A 22,376-nucleotide genomic window follows, 5' to 3' on the forward strand; every position below is an offset into this window, starting at 1 on the left:
ATCAGCCGGGCGAGGCGGGGCGCAGGGGCATGGCGTCGAACCTGTTGTTATTGGTTTTGTGGCAGCGATGGTGAAGGTCTGGGCTGGATCGATTCAATTACCGGTGGCGGGTTTTGGGCGATTATCGAACGGCAAAACCAATCGATAGACGCCATTCCTGTGGGAGCGAGCTTGCTCGCGATGGCTGTGTCATAGTCGACCTGGATTTCGGGTACATATCCATTTTTGCGGTAACGGCTGCTTAGGGTTCCGCCCTTACGGCGGGTCACTTTTGGCAAACGCCCGGAATGCCGGCCCAGCCAAAAGTAACCAAAAGGTCTGTGCCCCACCACTGGGCACCTCGCCGAGGCGAGGTGTTCCCTCACTCCGGCATTGCTCCGTGGGGCCCGCCGCGAAGGGCCATCCATGGCCCTGCGCGGCTAACCCGGCATCCATGCCGGGTTGCCCACTACGCAATGCCTGCGTTCGGCCCTTGTGGTTAATGGGGCGCTCAAGATCAAAAGCCAAAGCCAAAGCCAAAGCCAAAGCCAAAGCCAAAGCCATCGCCAGCAGGTTCCCTCCCACAGAATTCGGGGGCGGTCTGACAGACGCGGGGATTTTTCCGACGAGGTTTTAAGGTTGCCCTTCGGAAGCTGTATCTCTAGCTTGTTCGTGTCGCTGCACATTCAGCGATCGGGACTGCAAGCCCGCCGAATTTGTTAGGCGCCTAGCCGCGCCCCTATAATCCATGGCGCTTTTTGGTGCCATCGTTTTATGGTGGCTGTGTGCGGGAGACCTTCGGGTCTGCCGAGGTTGCCTAACGACTCGGTCTTGCAGACCCGCATACAGCTGCCTCCTATCATCTGCAAGTGATGCTGGCAGCTCTCATTTTCGTTAGGAGCACCATCATGATCAAAGAAACACCCAATCCCCCTGTGCCTGGTTCCACCTTCCCCTACAACGACCCCGATCCGAACAAGCTCCAAGAGGCGGCAGATCGAGCACTCGATTTCCATCTGGGCACCCACGCTGATCCCAAGCCCAAAACCTCAACTCAAGTTTTCACCGTCGTCGATACCCTCGACACCGAGTGCCTACTGGCGAATCTCAGCGAAACCCTGGCCTCGGCCAATGCCATGGTCAATGACCTGGCGTTCGATCTGGAAGGCTCGCGGCGGCATGTCGCATTGGGCGTGGCGCAGATGATTGAATTGAGTGAGCTGTTGGCTAATCGTGCCTTGGATATCGTCGACCCGCGTTAGCCAGGTGGTGTTTATCCCCAAGCTGGGCTGTGGGAGCAAAGCTCGCTCGCGATGGCAGTACGTCAGTTAATCACCGTGCTTTGGCTTTGGCGGCTTTGGCTTTTGATCTTCAATGCCCCATTAACCACGCTGGCCGAACGCAGGCATTGCGCAGTGGGCACCTCGGCATGGATGCCGAGGTAGCCGCGCTGGGCCATGGATGGCCCTTCGCGGCGGGCCCACGGAGCAATGCCGGAGTGAGGGAACACCTCGCCTTAGGCGAGGTGCCGAGTGGTGGGGCTGAGACCTTTTGGTTACTTTTGGGGCGTTTGCCAAAAGTAACCCGCCGTAAGGGCGGAACCGCCAGCAGCCGTTACCGCAGCAATGGATATGTACTCTATCCAAACCCTAAACCGCCTTCGCGAGCAAGCCCGCTCCCACACACCCCTGTAGAAACCCAAACAAAAAGCCCACCTTTCGGTGGGCTTCGTGTTTCAGCGTTCAAACATCAAGTCAGAACAACTTCATCTTCGGCGCTTCTTCCTTCACCGGCTCGTTCTTGCCCGTCTCGGCATTCCAGCCACCACCCAACGCCTTGTACAGATTGACCTCACTGGTCAACTGCGCAAGGCGGTCAGTGATCAGCGATTGTTGCGCGCTGAACAGCTGGCGCTGGGCGTCGAGGAAGGTCAGGTTGCTGTCGACACCAATGCGGTAGCGACGCTCGGCCAGGCGGTAGTAATCCTGGTTGGCGGCGACGAAGTCGGTCTGGGCCTGCAACTGTTCGTTGTAGGTCTGACGCGCCGCCAGGCCGTCGGAGACTTCCTGGAACGCGGTCTGAATCGACTTCTCGTATTGCGCGACGTTGATGTCTTTCTGGATCTTCGCGTAGTCCAGGCTCGCCCGCAGGCTGCCGGCGTTGAAGATCGGCAGGTTGATCTGCGGGGCGAAGGTCCAGGTGCCCGAGCCGCCCTTGAACAGGCCGGACAGGTCCGGGCTCAGGGTGCCGGCGTTGGCCGTCAGGCTGATGCTGGGGAAGAACGCGGCCCGTGCGGCGCCGATGTTGGCGTTGGCGGCGAGCAGGTTGCGTTCGGCCTGGAGGATGTCCGGACGACGTTGCAAGAGGTCCGACGGCAAACCGGCCGGCACTTCGCTCAGCAGGTCATCGCTCAGCGGTCGCGAGGCCAGGTTGGCCGGCAGGCCGGTGCCCAGCAGCAGGGTCAGGCTGTTTTCGTCCTGGGCGACCTGGCGGGTGTAGCGCGCCAGTTGCACGCGGGCGTTTTCCACGGCGGTGCGCGCCTGGCTCAGGTCCAGGGCCGAGGCCACGCCGACTTCGGCGCTGCGCGAGGTCAGCTTGAAGCTCTGCTCGTAGGCGCCCAGGGTTTCCTGGGTCAGCTTGAGCAGTTCCTTGTCGGCCTGCCAGGTCAGGTAGGCGTTGGCCACGTTGGCCACCAGGCTGATCTGGGTACTGCGGCGGGCTTCTTCGGTGGCGAAGTAGCTCTGCAATGCTTGTTCGCTCAGGCTGCGAACCCGACCGAACAGGTCCAGTTCATAGGCGCTGACGCCCAGGGTGGCCGAATACGAACTGCTGATGGACGCTTCACCGGTCTGCGACGCCCGTGCCGGCACCCGCTGGCGGCTGCCCGAGCCGGTGGCCGAGACCGCCGGGAACAGGTCCGCCCGCTGGATGCGGTACTGCGCGGCGTAGGCATCGATGTTCAGCGCCGCGACCCGCAGGTCGCGGTTGTTTTCCAGGGCCACCTGGATCAGTTGCTGCAACGCCGGGTCATGGAAGAACTGCTTCCAGCCTTGCTCGGCGGCGGCCTGGCCGGGGGCATTGGCCGCCTCGTAGGCCGGCCCCTGCGGGTATTGCGCCGCGACCGGTGCTTCGGGTCGCTGATAGTCGGGGATCAGCGAGCAACCGCTGAGCACGACGGCAGCGATGGTCAGGGAAAGTAGCGACTTGCTCATTGGCCAGCCTCTTTAGAAGTTTCAGGAGTATCGTCCTGGTCGGCCTGTTTGCGGCGGCCTATCGACGACACGGTCACAAAGAACAACGGCACCCAGAAAATCGCCAGGACGGTGGCGGTCAACATGCCGCCGATCACACCGGTACCGATGGCGTGCTGGCTGCCCGAGCCGGCGCCCGTGGAAATCGCCAGCGGGACCACACCGAGGACGAACGCCAGGGACGTCATGATGATCGGTCGCAGACGCATCCGACAAGCTTCAATGGCGGCATCCATCAAGCTGCGACCCTGTTCGTGGAGTTCCTTGGCGAACTCGACGATCAGGATGGCGTTTTTCGCCGCCAGGCCGATGGTGGTCAGCAGCCCCACCTGGAAGTACACGTCGTTGGACAGGCCGCGCAGGCTGGTCGCCAGCAGGGCACCGATGATCCCCAACGGCACCACGAGCATGACCGCGATCGGAATCGACCAGCTTTCATACAGGGCCGCCAGGCACAGGAACACCATCAGCAGCGACAGGGCGTACAAGGCCGGGGCCTGGGAACCGGACAAGCGTTCCTCGTAGGACAGGCCCGTCCAGGAAATCCCCACGCCGGATGGCAGTTTCTTGGCGATGGCCTCGACTTCGGCCATGGCTTCACCGGTGGAATAACCGGGCGCTGGCGAGCCAAGGATTTCCATCGCTTCCACGCCGTTGTAGCGGGCCAGTTTCGGCGAACCGAAGACCCACTCACCCTTGGCGAAGGCGCTGAACGGCACCATGGTCCCGGCGCTGTTGCGCACATACCACTTCTTCAGGTCCTCGGGGTTCATGCGCGCGCCTGGCTGGCCTTGCACGTACACCTTCTTCACCCGACCACGGTCGATGAAGTCGTTGACGTAGCTACTGCCCAGGGCAATCGACAGGGTGTTGTTGATGTCCGACAGGGTGATGCCCAACGCGCTGGCTTTTTCGTCATCGATTTCCAGTTGGTACTGCGGCTCGTCGTTCAGGCCGTTGGGACGTACCTGAGCCAGGACCTTGCTCTGGGACGCCATGCCCAGGAACTGGTTGCGGGCTTCCATCAGTTTCTCGTGACCGATACCGGCGCGGTCCTGCAGGAACACGTCGAAACCGGTGGCGTTACCCAACTCCATCACCGCCGGCGGGGCGAAGGCGAACACCATCGCGTCGCGGAAGGTGAAGAAGTGTTGCTGGGCACGGGCCGAGATCTTGAACACGGTGTTGTCGGCGTTACGTTCTTCCCACGGCTTGAGCATGATGAACGCCAGGCCGGAGCTCTGGCCACGACCGGCGAAGTTGAAGCCGGTCACGGTAAACACCGAGGCCACGCCATCGCCTTCGCCGCCGTCCTTGCCCGGACGCAGCAGGAATTCACGCATGTTGTCCACCACCACCTGGGTTCGCTCGGCGCTGGAACCGGCCGGGGTCTGCACCTGGGCAAACAGCACGCCCTGGTCTTCTTCCGGCAGGAAGGCGGTCGGGATGCGGGTGAACAGCCAGACCATGCCGACCACGATGATCAGGTAGGCCAGCAGGAACGGGGCCTTGTGCCTGAGCATGTTGCCCACGCCGCGCTCGTAGCTCCTGACGCCACGGTCGAACGTGCGGTTGAACCAGCCGAAGAAACCGCGCTTGGGCGTACCGTGCTCACCTTTGGGAATCGCCTTGAGCATGGTGGCGCACAGGGCTGGGGTGAAGATCAGTGCGACCAGCACCGACAGGGCCATGGCCGAGACGATGGTGATGGAGAACTGCTTGTAGATCACACCGGTGGAACCACCGAAGAACGCCATGGGCAGCAATACCGCCGACAGCACCAGGGCGATACCCACCAGGGCACCTTGGATCTGGCCCATGGACTTCTTGGTGGCCTCCTTGGGCGACAGGCCTTCCTCGCTCATCACCCGCTCGACGTTTTCCACCACGACGATGGCGTCGTCCACCAGCAAGCCGATGGCCAGCACCATGCCGAACATGGTCAGGGTGTTGATGCTGAAACCGAACGCCGCGAGGATCCCGAACGTACCGAGCAACACCACCGGCACCGTCATCGTGGTGATGATGGTGGCGCGGAAGTTCTGCAGGAACAGGAACATCACCAGGAACACCAGCACGATCGCTTCGACCAGGGTTTCAACCACGCCCTTGATCGACTCGCTCACCACCGGCGTGGTGTCGTAGGGGAACACCACTTCCATGCCTGGCGGGAAGAACGGCTTGAGGTCATCCACGGTCTTGCGCAGGGCCTTGGCCGTGTCGAGGGCGTTGGCACCGGTGGCCAGGCGCACGGCCAGGCCGGAAGCCGGGGCACCGTTGAACTGGGCGTTGATGCTGTAGTTCTCTCCGCCCAGGCCGACGTCGGCGACGTCGCCGACGCGCACCTGCGAGCCGTCCGGGTTGACCTTGAGCAGGATGTTCTTGAACTGCTCGGCGGTCTGCAGGCGGGTCTTGCCGATGATCGTGGCGTTCAACTGCTGGCCGGGCAGGGCGGGCAGGCCGCCGAGCTGGCCGGACGAGACCTGGACGTTCTGCGCGGCGATCGCCGTGCGCACGTCCACCGGGGTCAGGTTGAAGTTGTTCAGCTTGGCCGGGTCGAGCCAGATCCGCATCGCGTACTGGGCACCGAAGACCTGGAAGTCACCAACACCGGCGGTCCGCGAGATCGGGTCCTGCATGTTCGACACGATGTAGTTGGACAAGTCCTCACGGGTCATGCCGCCGTCGCGCGACACCACGCCGATCACCATCAGGAAGTTGCGCACCGACTTGGTCACGCGGATGCCCTGTTGCTGCACTTCTTGGGGCAGCAGCGGGGTGGCCAGGTTCAGCTTGTTCTGGACCTGGACCTGCGCGGTGTCGGAGTTGGTGCCTTGCTCGAAGGTCGCCGTGATGGTCATGCTGCCGTCGGAGTTACTTTCCGAGGACACATAACGCAGGTTGTCGATACCGTTGAGCTGCTGCTCGATGACCTGCACCACGGTGTCCTGCACGGTCTGCGCGGACGCACCCGGGTAGGTCACCTGGATCGCAATGGCCGGCGGGGCGATGCTCGGGTATTGGTTGATCGGCAACTTGAGGATCGACAAGGCCCCGACCAGCATGATCACCAGGGCGATTACCCAGGCGAAAATCGGACGGTCGATAAAGAATTTCGACATGGTTTACTCCCCTTTGCCGCCGGCTGCTTTATCAGCTGCCTGAGCGGGGGCCGGGTTCTTGTTGGCGACGTTGGTGGCTTCGGCGACCTTGACTTCCACCCCTGGCCGTATGAATTGCAGGCCTTCGGTGATCAGGCGATCGCCGGCCTTGAGGCCGTCTTCGATCAGCCACTGGCTGCCGACGGTGCGGGTGGCCTTGAGCTGGCGCAGCTCGACCTTGTTGTCCGGGCCCACCACCAATGCGGTTGGCGTGCCCTTGAGGTCGCGCGTCACGCCTTGTTGCGGGGCGAGGATCGCGGCGCTGTTCACACCAGCCTGCAACTGCGCGTGGACGAACATGCCCGGCAGCAGGGTGTGGTCAGGGTTGGGGAACACGGCGCGCAAGGTCACCGAGCCGGTGGTCTGGTCGACCGACACTTCGGAGAACTCCAGCTTACCCTCGTGTGGATACTGGCTGCCGTCTTCCAGGGTCAGCTTGACCGCGGCGGCGTTGTCGCCGGCCTTCTGCAAGCGGCCGCTTTCCAGCTCGCGGCGCAGTTGCAGCAGTTCCACCGAGCTCTGGGTGACGTCGACGTAGATCGGGTCCAGTTGCTGGATGGTCGCCAGCGCGTCGGCCTGGCCGTTGCTCACCAGCGCCCCCTCGGTGACCGAGGAACGGCCGATGCGCCCGGAGATCGGCGCGTAGACCTTGGTGTAGCGCACGTTGATCTGGGCGGTCTGCAGGTTGGCTTCCGACTCCAGGCGATTGGCCACGGCGGTGTCGTATTCCTGACGGCTGACGGCCTGTTCGTCCACCAATTGCTTGTAGCGGTCGGCAATCGACTTGGTGGAGCGCAGGTTGGCTTCGGCGCTCTTGAGGGTTGCCTCATACACGGCCGGATCGATCTGGTAGAGCTGCTGGCCGGCCTTGACGTCGGCGCCTTCCTTGAACAGGCGCTTGAGAATGATGCCGTTGACCTGCGGGCGAACTTCCGCGACACGGAAGGCGCTGGTGCGGCCTGGCAGCTCCGATGTCAGGGTGAAGGGTTGGGTCTTGAGGGTTACGACGCCGACCTGAGGGATAGGGGCAGGAGGTGCCGCTTCTTCCTTCTTGCATCCGCTGAGCAGCGATGCCAGGGCGATGGCGGTAACCAGAGCGGTAACAGCTGGCTTGAATTGCATGGAAATCCTCGGGTCCAGGCGCGCAACAGGCGCACTCGAAAGTGGAAGGTTAAAAAGGCAGCGTTATTCAATTAGTAGGATGCTAAGAAATATACTTACGTACATGGTTGTTTGTAAACAGCCAAATTGCGTACCATCCGACTTTACAAAAGCCTGACAAAGGCCGTGTAGGTCGGGGACGCGTTCCAAGGAAACGTGGCCCCCTTTTTTATAGTCGATCCTTTAGCACTGCTGATGCGTCCTGATTGAGGTGTTTACTGCCATGGTTCGTCGTACCAAAGAGGAAGCCCTGGAGACTCGCAGCCAGATACTCGAAGCGGCCGAGAAAGCCTTTTTCGAACGCGGCGTCGCCCGCACGACGCTGGCCGATATCGCCACCCTGGCCGGTGTGACACGCGGCGCCATCTATTGGCATTTCAGCAACAAGGCGGACTTGCTCCAGGCGATGCTCGATACGTTGCATGAGCCTCTCGATGACTTGGCCCGGGCCAGTGAGAGTGAGCAAGAGCTTGATCCCCTAGGTTGCGTACGCAAGCTGTTGGTGCGCCTGTTCCAGCAGGTGGCCCTGGATCCGAAGACCCGACGCATTAATGAAATCCTGTTCCATAAGTGTGAATTCACCGATGAGATGTGCGACCTGCGCCAGCAGCGGCGCCAGGTCAGCCTGGACTGCAACGTGCGTATCGCGTTGTCGCTGCGCAACGCGGTGAATCGCGGCCAGTTGCCGGATGACCTGGATCCGGAGAGAGCGGCGGTCGCAATCCACGCTTACATCGACGGCATTCTGTACCAATGGCTGTTGGCGCCCGACAGCTTCGCCCTGGCAGGTGATGCCGAGCGTTGGGTCGAGATTGGGCTGGACATGCTGCGCCTGAGCCCTAGCCTGCGCAAATGAAACAAAATGCGGAATTGCTTCGGTTTGTTTCATCCCAAGTGGTCGAAGCCGCTTTTATAAACTGAATGCCGTCGTGGTTGATAGGCGATCGTGAACAAAATTTGTAGGGGATTTGTTTCAGGATCACCGGTACTGCGCCGGCCCCCAGGCCCGTGACGTCATCATGCCGGGCAATGATGACGTGTCCATGTACAACGCCTGCTCTCTCCGGCCTGTTACCGACCGGGTTCGACGATGAGACGCACGGTGTAATGGAAGGGCGGCTCGAGCATCTTCCGGGAAACATCAGACCGGCACGTGTATTCGCCATTGCCGGTGTAAGTGGTCCTGCTCTTCCAGTCCGGCTTATAACTGGGTTCCAAGGCGCCCGGAACGATCGAGGCCTTGAATCGCGTCTGCATTTGGCATTCGAAGTTGAAGTTGCTCATTTCATAGTTGAGGACTATTTCAATCGGCTTGATTTTCTTTAATGTCGGTTGCCAGCCTGCACCGGGGTAAGTGTAGTTTCTGATGTGGCCGATACGAAGTTGGTAAGTTGATTGGGGGGCGATCTCATGGGCGCCCGGGGAAAATTCCTCGGCCTGGGGTGGGTCGGTTAGCAGGCTGTTCATTTTCAAGGTGCCGCGGGTGTGGTTGGCAATCTCCACGGTCACTTCGGTGTTCGCCAGGCTGTGGGTAACCAGCGCGGGGCCCAGCAGTAAGGCAAGTGTGAAGCTTTTCAGCGTATTCATGGTCCTTCATCTCGCATAGGTGTAAGGCTTGCCGGGATGGCCTGCAAGCGGAGTGTGTTGGGTTGGTAGTGATAAGGTTGTTAATAAAGAATTGTCGTCATGTGCAAGTAACCCGTCCGTTGGTTAAATGAGTGATGTGTGCGGGAGGGATTATTAGCGCTGTCGGGCGGTTGAAGCCATGCTCGATAAGTGTCGTCTTGTTATTTGATGTTGCGGCTCAAGTTGCTTGAGTCACACTTGGCGTTTTGCGGGCATGAAAAAGCCCCGGCTCTTTCGAGTCGGGGCTTTTTTTCAATCAAGTGTTTTTGAACTTACATCACAGGGTAATCAATGTAGCCCACCGGGCCTTTTCCGTAGAAGGTTTCAGGGTGCGGCTCGTTCAGCGGGGCGTCGGCTTTCAAGCGTGCCGGCAGGTCCGGGTTGGCAATGAACGGGACCCCGAACGCGACCGCATCGGCCTTGCCTTCGGCCAGCCAGGCATTGGCGCTGTCCTTGGTGAAGCGTTCGTTGGCAATGTAGGGGCCGCCGAAGGCTTGCTTGAGTTGCGGGCCGATGCTGTCGTCGCCTTCCTTCTCGCGGGAGCAGATGAAGGCGATGCCGCGCTTGCCCAACTCGCGAGCGACGTAGCTGAAGGTTTCCAGGCGGTTTTCGTCGCCCATGTCATGGGAGTCGGCCCGAGGTGCCAGGTGCACGCCGACCCGGCCGGCGCCCCAGACTTCGATGGCGGCATCGGTCACTTCCAGCAGCAGGCGGGCACGGTTTTCCAGGGAACCGCCGTATTGGTCGGTGCGCTGGTTGGTGCTGCTTTGCAGGAACTGGTCGAGCAGGTAGCCGTTGGCACCATGGATTTCCACACCGTCGAAACCGGCGGCCTTGGCGTTCTCGGCACCGACGCGGTAGGCGTCGACGATGTCGGCGATCTCAGCGGTTTCCAGGGCGCGTGGGGTCGGGTAGTCCGCCAGTGGGCGCACCAGGCTCACATGGCCCTTGGGCTGGATGGCGCTGGGGGCTACCGGGGTTTCGCCGTTCAGGTACGACGGGTGGGAGATCCGGCCGACGTGCCACAGTTGCAGGAAGATCTTGCCGCCGGCGCCGTGGATGGCCTTGGTCACGTTGGCCCAGCCACGCACCTGGTCGTTGGACCAGATGCCGGGGGTGTCCGGGTAACCCACGCCCATCGGCGTGACGGAGGTCGCTTCGCTGAGGATCAGGCCGGCGGAGGCCCGCTGCACGTAATACTCGGCCATCAGGGCGTTGGGGACGCGGCCTGCGTCGGCGCGGCAGCGGGTGAGCGGGGCCATGATGATGCGGTTTTTCAGCTCGATGTCGCCGAGTTTGATAGGGTCGAAAATAGTTGCCATGGATTACAACCTCGAAATGGAAAGGGTAAAAGTCAACGCGTTGCCGGAGCCAGGTCGGGGTTAGCGCCCTGGCGGAAAGTGATCAGGGTGACCAGCAGCGCCAGCACGGCGAGCGCGCCGGCGGCCAGTGGAACGGTGGTCAGGCCGAGGCCGTGGTCGATGACGCTGCCGCCAACCCAGGCGCCCAGGGCGTTGCCGATGTTGAAGGCGCCGATGTTCAGGGTGGAAACCAGGTTCGGCGCGGCCTTGCCGAAGGTCACCACATTGACTTGCAAGGCGGGCACGGCGGCGAAGCAGGCGGTGGCCCAGAGGAACAGCGTGATCTCGGTGGGGATCAGCGCGACGCTGGTCCAGCTCAGCACCGTCGACACCACAGCCATGGTGATGAAGACGCCCATCAGTGTGTTCACCAGGCTCTTGTCCGCCAGCTTGCCGCCGATGATGTTGCCCAGGGTCAGGCCCAGGCCGATCAGCACCAGGGTCCAGGTCACGCCACGGGGCGATACGCCGGTGACCTCTCCCAGCAGCGGCGCGACGTAGGTGAACAGGGTGAACACCGAGGCGGAAAACAACGCGGTCATGCTCAGGGACAACCACAGGCCGGCCCCCTTGAGGGCGACCAGTTCCGAGCGCATGTCGAGCTTTTCTTCATCGCGCTTGGCCGGCAGGAAACGCACCAGGCCGATCAATGCCACCACACCAATGGCTGTCACCGCCCAGAACGTCGAACGCCAGCCGGCTTCCTGGCCCAGCGCGGTGCCCAGGGGCACGCCCAGCACGTTGGCCAGGGTCAGGCCGGTGAACATCAACGCGACGGCCGAGGCGCGTTTGTTGGGCGCCACCAGGCCGGCGGCCACCACCGAGCCGATGCCGAAGAACGCGCCGTGGCACAGGGCAGTGATGACCCGGGCGAACATCAGCACGTTGTAGTCGCTGGCGATGGCGCAGAGCAGGTTGCCGATGATGAAAATGCCCATTAGCGCCACGAGGGCGGCCTTGCGTGGCAGCCGTGCGGTGGCGAGGGCCATGAACGGCGCACCAATGGCCACGCCCAGGGCGTAACCAGTCACCAGCCAGCCGGCGCCAGGTATCGAGACACCCAGGTCGGCCGCCACATCGGGCAGCAGGCCCATGATGACGAACTCGGTGGTGCCGATGGCGAAGGCACTCAGGGCCAGGATGAGGAGCGAGAGGGGCATGTCGGGGTCCTTGTCAGGTCAGAGCTCTTGGCTCATTTGCTGGAGGAACTGCTGGATCAGTTCCTCGTTGCGCTTGAAGAAATGCCACTGACCGACCTTCTGGCTGGTAATCAGCCCCGCCCGTTGCAACACCGCCAGGTGCGCCGAGACCGTGGACTGCGAGAGGCCGCAGCGCTGGTCGATCTGGCCGGCGCAGATACCGAATTCGTGGTTGTGCAACTGCTCGGGGAACTGGACCTTGGGGTCTTTTAGCCAGTTGAGGATGTCTCGCCGTACTGGGTGTGCCAGGGCTTTTATTATTTCGTCGAGGTCGAGGGTCATGGTGGCGGTTCGTAATGGGCTCAAGTGGATAAAACGCTATATCGCGATGAAGCGAACCTTAAATCGTTGCTTCGCGATATACCAATATGTATTTGTTCTGAAGACCGAATAAATCGCTATATCGGGTTATAACGATATGGGCGCGACGGTGCTAAGCTGCCGACCATGAACTATCTCGCACACCTGCACCTCGGCGGCTCGGGCCGCGAACAACTGCTCGGCAGCCTCTACGGCGACTTCGTCAAGGGACCGCTGCAGGGCCAGTACACGCCGCAGATCGAAGCGGCCATTGCGCTGCACCGGCGCATCGACATGTACACCGACCGCCATCCGCTGGTGGATGGCGCCCTGTCGCGTTTTTCCACGGTGCGCCGACGCTATGCCGGCATCGTGCTCGACGTGTTCTTCGATCACTGCCTGGCCCGGGACTGGGCGTCGTACGGCGAGGGGCCGCTGGGGGCGTTCACGTCACGGGTGTACCAGGTGCTTTCTACCGAACCGCAGTTGCCGGGGCGGCTGGCGCAGATTGCGCCACACATGGCGGCGAATGATTGGCTGGGTTCTTATCAGGCGTTCGACGTACTCGAGCAGGTACTGCGCGGTATTTCCCGACGCCTGACCCGCCCCGAGGAACTGGCCGGGGCGATGGAGGAGCTGACCAGGCTCTATGAGCCGTTGAGCGAGGATTTCCGGTTGTTTTATCCACAGCTTCAGGACTTTGCCCAGAGCCAGGTCACACCGAATAACTAAATGTGGGAGCGGGCTTGCTCGCGAAGGCGGTGGATCAGTCAACCTCTGTGTTGAGTGTACTGCCGTCTTCGCGAGCAAGCCCGCTCCCACATGGGATCTGTACAGCGATTCGGATCAGGCCGCGATGGCGGGGCGCATTGGCACTGGCTGCTTTTCGGGCACGGCGCCGAACAACGCCTTGTGCACCGCTTGCTGCGCCTGGAACGCCAGGGCCGCACGCTCCTGGCCGTGGCAGGCGATGGGTTGCAGCAGATGGATGTGCACGTCGCCCCGGTCGTTGGCGAACAACCGCATCAGGTGCGACAACAGGTCGTCGTCGCCAATGAACGGCGCCAGCGAATCAGGCTCGCCATTGCGCAGGTAACGGATCGCCACCGGCTGCAACGCCACGTCCGCATCGATGGCCGCCGACAGCAAGCGACCATGGAAGGTGCGCAACGAACGGCCATCGGTGGTGGTGCCCTCCGGAAACATCAGCAGCGGGTGGTCCTGCTCCAGATGACGGCTCATTTGCTTGCGGATCAACTGGCTGTCGCCCGAGCCGCGACGGATGAACAGGCTACCGGCCTTGGCGGCCAGCCATCCGGCGACCGGCCAGGTACGCACTTCGGCCTTGGACAGGAACGACAGCGGCGTGAGCATGCCCAGCAGCGGGATGTCGGTCCAGGACACGTGGTTGCTGACCCACAGCATCGGCCGTTGCGGCAGTTGCCCATGGACGGTGACGGAAAAGGGCAGGGCATTGCTCAGCCGTGCCATGAAAAAACGCGACCAACGCTGGCGCCGCACCATGGAGTTTGCAATCCCCAGGCGTTCGAACAGGCCGAAAATGCTCGCCATGCAAAGGCCCAGTGTCACCACCAGCAACACCCGCGCGATCCGCGCGTACACGCGCAACCGGCTCATCACACGGCTGCCTTGAAGTGGCGGGCGTAGCGCGGGCAGAGTTCGTCGCGCTTGAGCAGGATGAACACGTCGGCCACTTGGAAATCCTCGTCCCAGCAAGGCTCGCCGCAGATTTTCGCACCCAGGCGCATGTAGGCCTTCAGCAGCGGGGGCATCTCGGCGATGACGTTGGACGGCACGTCGAGGGTCGGCAGCGGTTTTTTTGGTACGGCCTGCAAGTGTTCGGTGCACAGGTAGCGTTCGCGCAGGCGCTGCATGATTGCCTGGGCCTGGATGCCGCCATCTTGCATCGGAATGCTCGCGCAGCCCATCAGGTAGCTGTAGCCGCCTTCGTTCAAAACTTCGGCCAGCTCCCCCCAGAGCACGGCGATGGTGCCGCCGTTGCGGTAGGCCGGGTCGACGCAGGTGCGGCCGATTTCCAGGATCGGGCCCTTGAGGTGGACCAGGCCATGGAGACTGAATTCTTCTTCGCTGTAGAACCGGCCCAGGCTGCTGGCGGCCTGGTGGTCGAGCAGGCGGGTGGTCGCCACGAGGCGGCCGGTGTTCAGGTCGCGTACGCCGATGTGGGCGCAGTGAACATCATAGTCGTCCATGTCCAGACCCATTTCCGCGCCTTTGAGCTTGGCGTTGAATTCGCCACTGAAGACGTTGAAGCGCAGGGCCTGGGCTTCTTGCAAGGCCTGGGCGCCGATCAGGCGTTCGGCTTGCAGGCGGCGTTCATTGCCGGTGTCGCTGATGCGGGCGATCTGGGTCATAGCGAATCTCCGTGCTGGCCGTCTTAAGGTTGCAGCCAATCAACTTTCTTTATGCAGCCATGTTGTGCAAAGTCAGGCTATGTAGCCCCGGTGTCATCGCCATGAAGCTTTGGTGATGCTTATATGACAGCCTTCGAGGAGCCGCCCATGCCCTGGCAAAACCTGATCGAACGCAGTGAACGCCTGCCCGCCCACCCGGACCTGGCCGAGGGTTACGCGACCTTGCAGCAGCGATTGGGGCCGGTGACGCCGTTCGAACTGGCGGTGGCCGGCGCACGGTTGATGGCGACGCCGGGGCTGGCGTTCCTGGTGGGCTATCAGGCGGCGTTGCGCGTGCTCTGGCCCAGTGCGCCCCAGGGCCTGGGCGCGCTGTGTGCCACCGAGCAGCGCAGCCTGCGCCCGGCCGACCTGCACACCCGCCTCGACGACTTGCGCCTGAGCGGGCGCAAGGACTTCGTCACCGCCGGCGACGCCGCCGAGTGGCTGCTCATCGCCGCTCGCAGCGAAGCACCGGGGCAAACGCCGCGGCTGAGCCTGGCGGTGGTCTACCCCGGCGAGCCCGGGGTGAACCTGGAGACACTCCCGGCCATCGCCCTGATGCCCGACATCAGCCATGGCCGCGTACACCTCGACGGCGCCTCGTGTGAATTGCTCGCGGGCGATGGCTGGGATGCCTATGTGAAACCGTTCCGCACCCTGGAAGACCTTTACGTACTCAGCGCCATGACCGCCTGGCTGTATGGCGTGGGGCAAGAGTGCGACTGGCCCCAGGCGCTGCAACTGCGCTTGCTGGCACTGCTCGCCGGGTGCGCGGAAGTGAGCCGGCACAACCCTTCCAGCGCTGCCGGGCATGTACTGCTGGGGGGCTTGTTCGCTCAGTTCCAGGGGCTGGAGGGGGAATTGAATGCCGCACTGGCCGCCGGGCCGACGCCCTGGCGCGAGATGTGGACGCGGGATAACGCCGTGATGGACATGGCGGCGGGCGCGCGGGCCAAGCGGTTGGCCAAGGCGTTGGGCAGCACGGCTAAGTGACCCACCCCTGTGAGGGCGAGCAAGCTCCCACCCGGGATTTGGCGTGTACGCCGCCTTTGCATCCACCACCTGACTCTGTGGGAGCGGGCTTGCCCGCGAAGACGGCGGCACATCCAGCCTCTTCATGACAGACACGCCGCTTTCGCGACCAAGCTCGCTCCCACCTCCCACCCCGGCACTCAAACTGTCATCAAGCTCGACTAGGATCAGCAGGTTCAATCCTGCGAGCCCCACGCATGTCCAAAGGCTGGTTGCTGATCCCGCTCCTGCTGCTCACCCTGAGCGCCCACGCCGAAGACTGGCCTGGCGAGCAATGGCCCACCGGCCCTGCAATCAGTGGGCCGGCGGTTGAAGCCCTGGAGCAATACGCTTTCCCGGCTCGGGACGACGCCACCCGTCAAGGCATCCGTACCGACGCGCTGCTGGTGATCCAGGACGGTCGCCTGGTCTACGAACGCTACGCCGGGCCGAACAGCGCCGACACCTTGCACCTGACCTGGTCCATCAGCAAAAGCCTGCTGGCGACGCTGTTCGGCGTGGCCTACGGGGAGCGGCTGTTCGATCTGCAGGACCCGGCCGCCCGGTATTACCCGGCCTTGGACCAGCAGCCGACGATGACCCTGGCGGATCTGTTCCACTGGGCGTCCGGCCTGGACTGGCAGGAGGACTACGAATACGCGCCGCTCAATTCGTCGGTGGTGGCGATGCTGTACACCCGCGGACGCCACGACATGGCGGCGTTCACCGCACGCCATGAGCGCTACAGTCCACCGGGTCAGGCGTTCCGTTACTCCAGCGGCGACAGCAACCTGCTGGCGGCGGCGCTGAGGAACATCGTCGGGTCGCAGCGTTATCCCGATTACCCCTGGACGGCCCTGTTCGAACCGCTGGGCATTCGCCGCGCCACCTGGGAAAGCGACACCAGTGGCACGTTCGTCGGTTCGTCCTATGCCTACCTCACGGCACGGGACCTGGCGCGGGTGGGGCTGTTGATGCAGCGCGACGGACGCTGGGGTGAGCGGCAACTGATCCCCAAGGCCTGGGTCGCGTTCAACCGCGAGCCCTTCGTCCACTTTCAGGCCGGCCAGGATGAAGCGGTTCCCGGAGGCCATTGGTGGCTCAATCGCGCCGCTGACCCGGCCATCCACCCTTGGCCCGATGCGCCGCCGGACACGTTCGCCGCGCTGGGCCATTGGGGCCAGGCGTTGTACGTCATTCCCAGCGCGAAGTTGGTGATCGTGCGCTACGGTGATGACCGCGACGGCTTGTATCGCCACAACGAACTGCTCAAGCGTGCGATGGCGGCGTTCGCCGAAACGGTGCAGCCATGAAGCGGCGCTGGCTGCTCGTGCTGTTGGCGGTTCTGTTCGTGGCGCTGGCCAGTTGGCTCTGGCGCGAGCGAACGGCGCTGCGGGTCTTTCCGGACATCATCAGCGCCTACACCGCCAAGGAGTACTGCTCGTGCCGCTACGTGATGCTGCAACCGGCCGACTATTGCCGTGGCTATGTGAAACAGTCGGTGCCCATCAGCGCATTCCTGGAAACCCCAGAGGCCAAACGCGTCACCGTCAGCGGCTTGGGTCGTAGCCACAGCGCGCGGTGGCTGGGAGAGCAGCAGGGGTGTCGGTTGGAGCCCTGAAAGCTGACTTTGGCGGTTGCCTTTTGTGGCGAGGAAACTTGCTTGCGCTCGAGTGTGCAGCGCTCGCAAATTCTTCAGTCGGTCGTAATCTTGGGGCTGCCTCGCAGCCCAGCGGGAGCAAGCTCCCTCGCCACGGAATGTGTGGATAGCCGGTTCACTGTTGCAACAGACAGTTTGCAAGCGGCCCTGGCCCGGTTAAGGTTCGCCACAGGTTTATCTGTCTGCCGAGTGTGTATGTTCAAGCGGTCTCTCTCCCACGCCGTCGCCACCTTGCTACTGGCCTGCGCCGCGCTGCCGGCCCAGGCCAACTGGTACCTGGACGGTGAATCGTCGCGGCTGTCGTTCATCAGCAGCAAGAACGGCAATGTCTCCGAGGTCCAGCGGTTCCTGGTGCTTCATGGTCAAGTCCAGCCCAATGGGCTGGCGCGCCTGGAAGTGGAACTCGACTCCATCAACAGCGGCATCCCCCTGCGGGACGAGCGCATGCGCGCCGAGCTGTTCGAGGTCAAGCAGTTTGCCGAAGCGACGGCCACCGCGCAGATCGACCTGGCACCCATCCAGGACCTGGCCAACGGCGCGCAACTGGAACTGCGCCTGCCGCTGACGGTGGACTTGCATGGCAAGCAGCATGAGTACAACGTCGAGCTGCTGGCCACTCGCCTGGATGAACGCCGCTTCCAGGTGGTGACCCTGGAGCCGGTGGTACTCGACGCCGCGGATTTCGAACTGGCGCCGGGCCTGGAAAAACTGCGCCATCTGGCCGGGTTGTCGGCCATCAGCCTCTCGGTGCCGGTCAATGCGGTGCTGATCTTTACGGCGCGCTGACATGAGCGGCCCGGTCTTCCCCTGGCGTGACGGCAACCGCTTCGAGCTGCTGATCGACGGGCCGCAATTCTTCCCGCGCATGCTGGTGGAAATCGCCCGCGCCCAGGAACAGGTCGAGCTGGAACTGTACCTGGTGGAAGCGGGGCACTGTGCCGAGGCGATGGTCCAGGCCCTGGTGCAGGCGGCCGAGCGCGGTGTTCGCGTGCGGTGCCTGTTCGACGACTACGGCAGCCTGGCGTTTACCCTCAGCCTGCGCAATCGCCTGGTCGAAGCCGGGGTGGAGCTGCGTTTCTACAACCGCCTGAGCTGGCGGCGTTGGGTGCGCAATTTCTACCGTGACCACCGCAAGTTGTTGCTGGTGGACCAGCGCTTGGCAGTGGTGGGCGGCACCGGCGTGACCGATGAATTCTGGAACCCCCTGGATGATCGCAGCGAATGGCACGAGGTGATGGTGGAAATCGTCGGCCCGCTGGTGCTCGACTGGCAGTTGCTGTTTGACCGCCAGTGGCTCGCCAACCGTCATCGGCGCGCCTGGAAGCCGGCTTCCAACTTCGGCTTGCCGCGCCTGCCACGTGTTCCGCCGGCGGGCGAGGGCATGGGGCGGGTGGCGTATGCCGACGCCCGCCAGCACCGCGACATCCTGCAATCATTGTCCCGGGCGCTGAACAGCGGCCAGAAACGCATCTGGATGGCGACCCCGTATTTCCTGCCGACGTGGAACGTCCGGCGCTCCCTGCGCAAGGCAGCGGCCCGGGGTATCGACGTGCGCCTGCTGTTGACCGGCCCGCGCACCGACCACCCCTCCGTGCGCTACGCCGGGCACCGTTACTACCCGCGATTGCTCAAGGCCGGGGTGAAGATCTTTGAGTACCAGCCCTGTTTCCTGCACCTGAAGATGGTGCTGGTGGACGACTGGGTCAGCATCGGCTCGTGTAACTTCGATCACTGGAACCTGCGCTTCAACCTGGAAGCCAACCTCGAAGCCCTGGACCCCGGGCTCAGCCAGGCGGTGGCGGCGAGTTTCGAGCGCGATTTCAGCCAGAGCCTGCAAGTCAGCCTCGACGCCTGGCGGCGCCGACCGCTGTGGAAGCGGTTCAAGCAGCGGCTGTGGGGATGGGTGGACCGGTTGGTGGTGAACCTGTTGGATCGGCGAGGCTAGCCTGAACACCCAGATACAACGGTGGGAACGAGCTTGCTCGCGATGGCGGTCTGATGTTCGACATCTGAGTTGAATGTTAAGCCGCTATCGCGAGCAAGCTCGCTCCCACATGGGTTTTGTGTTGCCTGGGGATCAGAGCAACTCAAAACTCTGTTGCTTCACATCCTGGGAGTCCAGGCCGATCTGCACATTGAACTTGCCCGGTTCGGCGGCGTACTTGAGCTGGGCATTGAAGAACTTCAGGTCATCCTCGCTGATGGTGAAGTGGACGACCTTCTTCTCGCCGGCCTTGAGCATCACCTTGCGGAAGTTCTTCAGTTCCTTCACCGGGCGGATGATCGAGCCGGTCACGTCCTGGATGTACAACTGCACCACGGTCTCGCCGTCACGCTTGCCGGTGTTCTCCACCGTCACGCTGGCGTCGAGCTTGCCGGTCTTGTTCAGCGTGGTCGACGACAGGGCCATGTCCGACAGGCTGAACTCGGTGTAGCTCAGGCCGTAGCCGAAGGGGTAGAGCGGGCCGGTGGTGTCGTCGAAGTATTGCGAGGTGTAGTTGCCTGGCTTGCCGGGTGTGAACGGCCGGCCGATGCTCAGGTGGTTGTAGTAGGTCGGAATCTGCCCAACCGAGCGTGGGAAGGTGATCGGCAGCTTGCCCGATGGGTTGTAGTCGCCGAACAACACGTCGGCGATGGCATTGCCGCCTTCGGTGCCGCTGAACCAGGTTTCCAGGATCGCATCGGCCTGTTGCTGTTCTTCCAGCAACGACAGCGGACGGCCGTTCATCAACACCAGCACCAGCGGCTTGCCGGTGGCCTTCAGGGCCTTGATCAACTCGCGTTGGCTGGCCGGGATGTTCAGTTCGGTGCGGCTCGATGACTCGTGGGACATGCCACGGGATTCACCCACCGCGGCCACCACCACATCGGCGTCCTTAGCGGCTTTCACCGCTTCGTCGATCAGCACCTGGGCCGGACGCGGGTCGTCCACCACTTCCGGGGCATCGAAGTTGAGGAAGTTCAGGTAGTCGAGCACCTTCTTGTCGCTGGTGATGTTGGCGCCACGGACGTAGACCAGTTTCGACTCGGCGCCCAGGGCGCGGGTCATGCCGTCGAACAGCGTGACCGACTGCGCAGGGCGCCCGGCGGCGGCCCAACTGCCCATCATGTCGATCGGCGCCTTGGCCAGCGGGCCGACCAGGGCGATTTTCGCGCTCTTTTTCAGGGGCAGGGTCTGGTTGCGGTTCTCCAGCAACACCAGGCTGCGGCGTGCCACGTCACGGGCGTCGGCGCGGTGCAGGCGGCTTTCGGCGTAGGTGTCGGCCGGGTCATCCTCGGCCTTGCCGATGCGCAGGTACGGGTCCTTGAACAGGCCCATGTCGTACTTGGCAGCCAGCACTTCACGCACCGCGTTGTCGATGTCGCTCTGCTCGATCTCGCCGGACTTGAGCAGCCCCGGCAATTCCTTGCCATACAGCGAGTCGTTCATGCTCATGTCGATGCCGGCCTTGATCGCCAGCTTCGCCGCTTCGCGACCGTCCCGGGCGACGCCGTGCTTGATCAGTTCGAAGATCGCGCCGTGATCGCTCACGGCCAGGCCCTTGAAGCCCCACTCCTTGCGCAGCAGGTCGTGCATCAGCCAGGTGTTGGCCGTGGCCGGTATGCCGTTGATGGAGTTCAGCGCGACCATTACCCCGCCGGCGCCGGCATCGATGGCGGCGCGGTAGGGGGGCAGGTAGTCCTGGTACATTTTCACCGGGCTCATGTCCACGGTGTTGTAGTCCCGGCCGCCTTCCACGGCGCCGTACAGGGCGAAGTGCTTGACGCTGGCCATGATGCTGTCGGCGGCGTTGGCGCCGTTGCCCTGGAACGCCTTGACCATCACCCCGGCGATGCGCGACACCAGGTAGGTGTCTTCGCCAAAGCCTTCGGACGTCCGCCCCCAGCGCGGGTCGCGGGAGATGTCGACCATCGGCGCGAAGGTGATGTCCAGGCTGTCGGCAGCGGCTTCCTGGGCGGCGATGCGCCCGGAGTGGTAGATGGCGTCCATGTCCCAGCTCGACGCCAGGGCCAGGGGGATCGGGAAAATGGTGCGGTGGCCGTGGATCACGTCATAGGCGAAGAACATCGGGATCTTCAACCGGCTGCGCATGGCCGCGTCCTGCATCGGACGGTTTTCATCGCGGGTGATGGAGTTGAACGTGCCGCCGATGTTCCCCGCGGCGATTTCCTTGCGGATCATCTCCCGGGGCATTTCCGGGCCGATGCTAATCAGCCGCAACTGGCCGATCTTCTCTTCGAGGGTCATCTGCTTCATCAGGTTGCTGATGAAGGCATCCTTGTTCTCTATGGGGGCTGGCAGGTTGTCGGCTACTACGGATTGACTGGCCAGGGTGACAAACAGGCCCAGCAAACACAGCTTCTTCATGAATAGTTTTCTCGCAAGCCTAAAGGGCGGTGAGCACACGCCGGTCAGCCAAAATGTGAGGAGCGGCTATTGTTGTTCGGTCAAATACAGCACACTTTCGAGCCCGGTGGGCTGAACTTAGTTTCGCACCGCGCATCTTTTAGCCCATCGCCCTGATTGAATCCAGTGCGGCGGCAGATTATGCCCTAGACGCCGAGGCGATAGGTGGCCGGGTTTTTTAATGTCATGCAAGGGAGAGCTTCACCCGATGAATCTACGACTGAACCACCGCAGTGGCTTACAGGTGCTGGTGCTGATGCTGTTCACCACGCTGCTGGCCGGTTGCGGCATCAACAACATCCCGACCCTGGACGAACAGGCCAAGGCCGCCTGGGGCCAGGTGCAGAACCAGTACCAGCGGCGTGCCGACCTGATCCCCAACCTGGTGGAAACCGTCAAGGGCTACGCCCAGCATGAACAGGAAACCCTCACCGCCGTGGTCGAGGCCCGGGCCAAGGCCACGTCGATCCAGGTCGATGCCAGCACCCTGGACAACCCGGAAAAACTCAAGCAGTTCCAGCAGGCACAGGATCAACTGTCCGGGGCATTGAGCCGGCTGATGGTGGTGTCCGAACGTTATCCGGACCTCAAGGCCAACCAGAACTTCCTGGCCCTGCAATCGCAACTCGAAGGCACCGAGAACCGCATCGCCGTGGCCCGTCGCGACTTCATCCTGGCGGTGCAGCAGTACAACACCGAGATCCGTACCTTCCCGGGACGCCTGTGGCACAGCGTGATGTACAGCGACCTGCCGGTCCGCCAGACCTTCGAGGCCACCAGCCCCGATGCCGAGAAAGCGCCCCAGGTGAAGTTCTGATCGGTACCCG

The 22,376-nt window shown here is 62.8% G+C and carries 20 protein-coding genes; 9 read left to right on the plus strand and 11 right to left on the minus strand.

Annotated elements, in window-relative coordinates:
* The first annotated feature begins 887 nt into the window (after positions 1–887).
* Positions 888–1,241 (plus strand): DUF6124 family protein, encoded by a 354-nt coding sequence (locus V5F23_RS06445; protein ID WP_047738485.1) that lies wholly within the window; start codon positions 888–890, stop codon positions 1,239–1,241.
* Positions 1,242–1,303: 62 nt separating this feature from the next.
* Here V5F23_RS06445 and V5F23_RS06450 read toward each other — a convergent pair whose 3' ends face one another.
* From V5F23_RS06450 to V5F23_RS06465, 4 genes are all read right to left on the minus strand, one after another.
* Positions 1,304–1,438, minus strand: a complete 135-nt coding sequence (locus V5F23_RS06450) for a hypothetical protein (protein WP_280529462.1) — start codon at positions 1,436–1,438, stop codon at positions 1,304–1,306.
* 295 nt (positions 1,439–1,733) lie between these two features.
* Positions 1,734–3,191 carry an AdeC/AdeK/OprM family multidrug efflux complex outer membrane factor gene (adeC, locus tag V5F23_RS06455; protein WP_123579530.1) on the minus strand — a complete coding sequence of 486 codons (1,458 nt, stop codon included), beginning with the start codon at positions 3,189–3,191 and terminating at the stop codon, positions 1,734–1,736.
* Positions 3,188–6,352, minus strand: coding sequence for an efflux RND transporter permease subunit EmhB (gene emhB / locus V5F23_RS06460; protein WP_042730863.1), 3,165 nt, complete (start codon positions 6,350–6,352; stop codon positions 3,188–3,190). Before emhB ends, adeC begins: the two co-directional genes overlap by 4 nt.
* Positions 6,353–6,355: 3 nt before the next feature.
* Positions 6,356–7,513: an efflux RND transporter periplasmic adaptor subunit gene (locus V5F23_RS06465; RefSeq protein ID WP_042730864.1), complete on the minus strand. Its 1,158-nt coding sequence runs from the start codon at positions 7,511–7,513 to the stop codon at positions 6,356–6,358.
* 262 nt (positions 7,514–7,775) lie between these two features.
* On the opposite strand from V5F23_RS06465, the gene V5F23_RS06470 reads away from it, so the two are divergent.
* Positions 7,776–8,408 carry a TetR family transcriptional regulator gene (locus tag V5F23_RS06470; protein WP_042730865.1) on the plus strand — a complete coding sequence of 211 codons (633 nt, stop codon included), beginning with the start codon at positions 7,776–7,778 and terminating at the stop codon, positions 8,406–8,408.
* A gap of 215 nt (positions 8,409–8,623) precedes the next feature.
* Here the strand turns inward: V5F23_RS06470 and V5F23_RS06475 are convergent, their stop codons facing one another.
* The 4 genes from V5F23_RS06475 to V5F23_RS06490 form a co-directional block, all read right to left on the minus strand.
* Complete coding sequence (locus V5F23_RS06475; RefSeq protein WP_042730866.1) at positions 8,624–9,139, minus strand: hypothetical protein; 516 nt, start codon at positions 9,137–9,139, stop codon at positions 8,624–8,626.
* A gap of 311 nt (positions 9,140–9,450) precedes the next feature.
* Positions 9,451–10,500, minus strand: a complete 1,050-nt coding sequence (locus tag V5F23_RS06480; RefSeq protein ID WP_042730867.1) for an alkene reductase — start codon at positions 10,498–10,500, stop codon at positions 9,451–9,453.
* Positions 10,501–10,532: 32 nt separating this feature from the next.
* Positions 10,533–11,699 (minus strand): MFS transporter, encoded by a 1,167-nt coding sequence (locus tag V5F23_RS06485; protein WP_042730868.1) that lies wholly within the window; start codon positions 11,697–11,699, stop codon positions 10,533–10,535.
* Positions 11,700–11,717: 18 nt separating this feature from the next.
* The gene (locus V5F23_RS06490) at positions 11,718–12,020 is read right to left on the minus strand and encodes a metalloregulator ArsR/SmtB family transcription factor (RefSeq protein WP_042730869.1); all 303 of its coding nucleotides are present in this window, start codon (positions 12,018–12,020) and stop codon (positions 11,718–11,720) included.
* Between the two features lie 165 nt (positions 12,021–12,185).
* Between V5F23_RS06490 and V5F23_RS06495 the strand changes: the two genes are divergently transcribed.
* A complete protein-coding gene (locus V5F23_RS06495) occupies positions 12,186–12,770 on the plus strand; it encodes an ACP phosphodiesterase (RefSeq protein ID WP_042730870.1) in 585 nt (194 codons plus the stop codon).
* A 114-nt stretch (positions 12,771–12,884) separates the two neighbouring features.
* Here the strand turns inward: V5F23_RS06495 and V5F23_RS06500 are convergent, their stop codons facing one another.
* Together V5F23_RS06500 and olsB are read right to left on the minus strand one after the other, a co-directional pair.
* Positions 12,885–13,676 carry a lysophospholipid acyltransferase family protein gene (locus V5F23_RS06500; protein ID WP_047738489.1) on the minus strand — a complete coding sequence of 264 codons (792 nt, stop codon included), beginning with the start codon at positions 13,674–13,676 and terminating at the stop codon, positions 12,885–12,887.
* Positions 13,676–14,431 carry an L-ornithine N(alpha)-acyltransferase gene (gene olsB / locus V5F23_RS06505; protein ID WP_003198679.1) on the minus strand — a complete coding sequence of 252 codons (756 nt, stop codon included), beginning with the start codon at positions 14,429–14,431 and terminating at the stop codon, positions 13,676–13,678. The genes V5F23_RS06500 and olsB overlap by 1 nt, the downstream gene beginning before the upstream one ends.
* Positions 14,432–14,578: 147 nt before the next feature.
* Here olsB and V5F23_RS06510 point away from each other — a divergent pair, with 147 nt between their 5' ends.
* The 5 genes from V5F23_RS06510 (at position 14,579) to V5F23_RS06530 (ending at position 19,086) form a co-directional block, all read left to right on the plus strand.
* Positions 14,579–15,463: an acyl-CoA dehydrogenase gene (locus V5F23_RS06510; protein ID WP_212803476.1), complete on the plus strand. Its 885-nt coding sequence runs from the start codon at positions 14,579–14,581 to the stop codon at positions 15,461–15,463.
* Positions 15,464–15,699: 236 nt separating this feature from the next.
* Positions 15,700–16,794, plus strand: a complete 1,095-nt coding sequence (locus V5F23_RS06515) for a serine hydrolase (RefSeq protein ID WP_042731087.1) — start codon at positions 15,700–15,702, stop codon at positions 16,792–16,794.
* Positions 16,791–17,102 carry a hypothetical protein gene (locus tag V5F23_RS06520; RefSeq protein ID WP_042731086.1) on the plus strand — a complete coding sequence of 104 codons (312 nt, stop codon included), beginning with the start codon at positions 16,791–16,793 and terminating at the stop codon, positions 17,100–17,102. The genes V5F23_RS06515 and V5F23_RS06520 overlap by 4 nt, the downstream gene beginning before the upstream one ends.
* 234 nt (positions 17,103–17,336) lie before the next feature.
* On the plus strand, positions 17,337–17,927 hold the full coding sequence (locus tag V5F23_RS06525) for a YceI family protein (protein WP_042731085.1): 591 nt from the start codon (positions 17,337–17,339) through the stop codon (positions 17,925–17,927).
* A 1-nt stretch (position 17,928) separates the two neighbouring features.
* On the plus strand, positions 17,929–19,086 hold the full coding sequence (locus V5F23_RS06530; protein WP_047738495.1) for a phosphatidylserine/phosphatidylglycerophosphate/cardiolipin synthase family protein: 1,158 nt from the start codon (positions 17,929–17,931) through the stop codon (positions 19,084–19,086).
* A gap of 132 nt (positions 19,087–19,218) precedes the next feature.
* On the opposite strand, the gene bglX is transcribed toward V5F23_RS06530, so the two are convergent.
* Positions 19,219–21,510: a beta-glucosidase BglX gene (gene bglX / locus V5F23_RS06535; RefSeq protein WP_338497806.1), complete on the minus strand. Its 2,292-nt coding sequence runs from the start codon at positions 21,508–21,510 to the stop codon at positions 19,219–19,221.
* A 247-nt stretch (positions 21,511–21,757) separates the two neighbouring features.
* On the opposite strand from bglX, the gene V5F23_RS06540 reads away from it, so the two are divergent.
* Positions 21,758–22,366 (plus strand): LemA family protein, encoded by a 609-nt coding sequence (locus V5F23_RS06540; RefSeq protein WP_042731082.1) that lies wholly within the window; start codon positions 21,758–21,760, stop codon positions 22,364–22,366.
* Positions 22,367–22,376: the final 10 nt, after the last annotated feature.

Source organism: Pseudomonas sp. WP18 (assembly GCF_036689585.1).
Classification (GTDB): domain Bacteria; phylum Pseudomonadota; class Gammaproteobacteria; order Pseudomonadales; family Pseudomonadaceae; genus Aquipseudomonas; species Aquipseudomonas chlororaphis_E.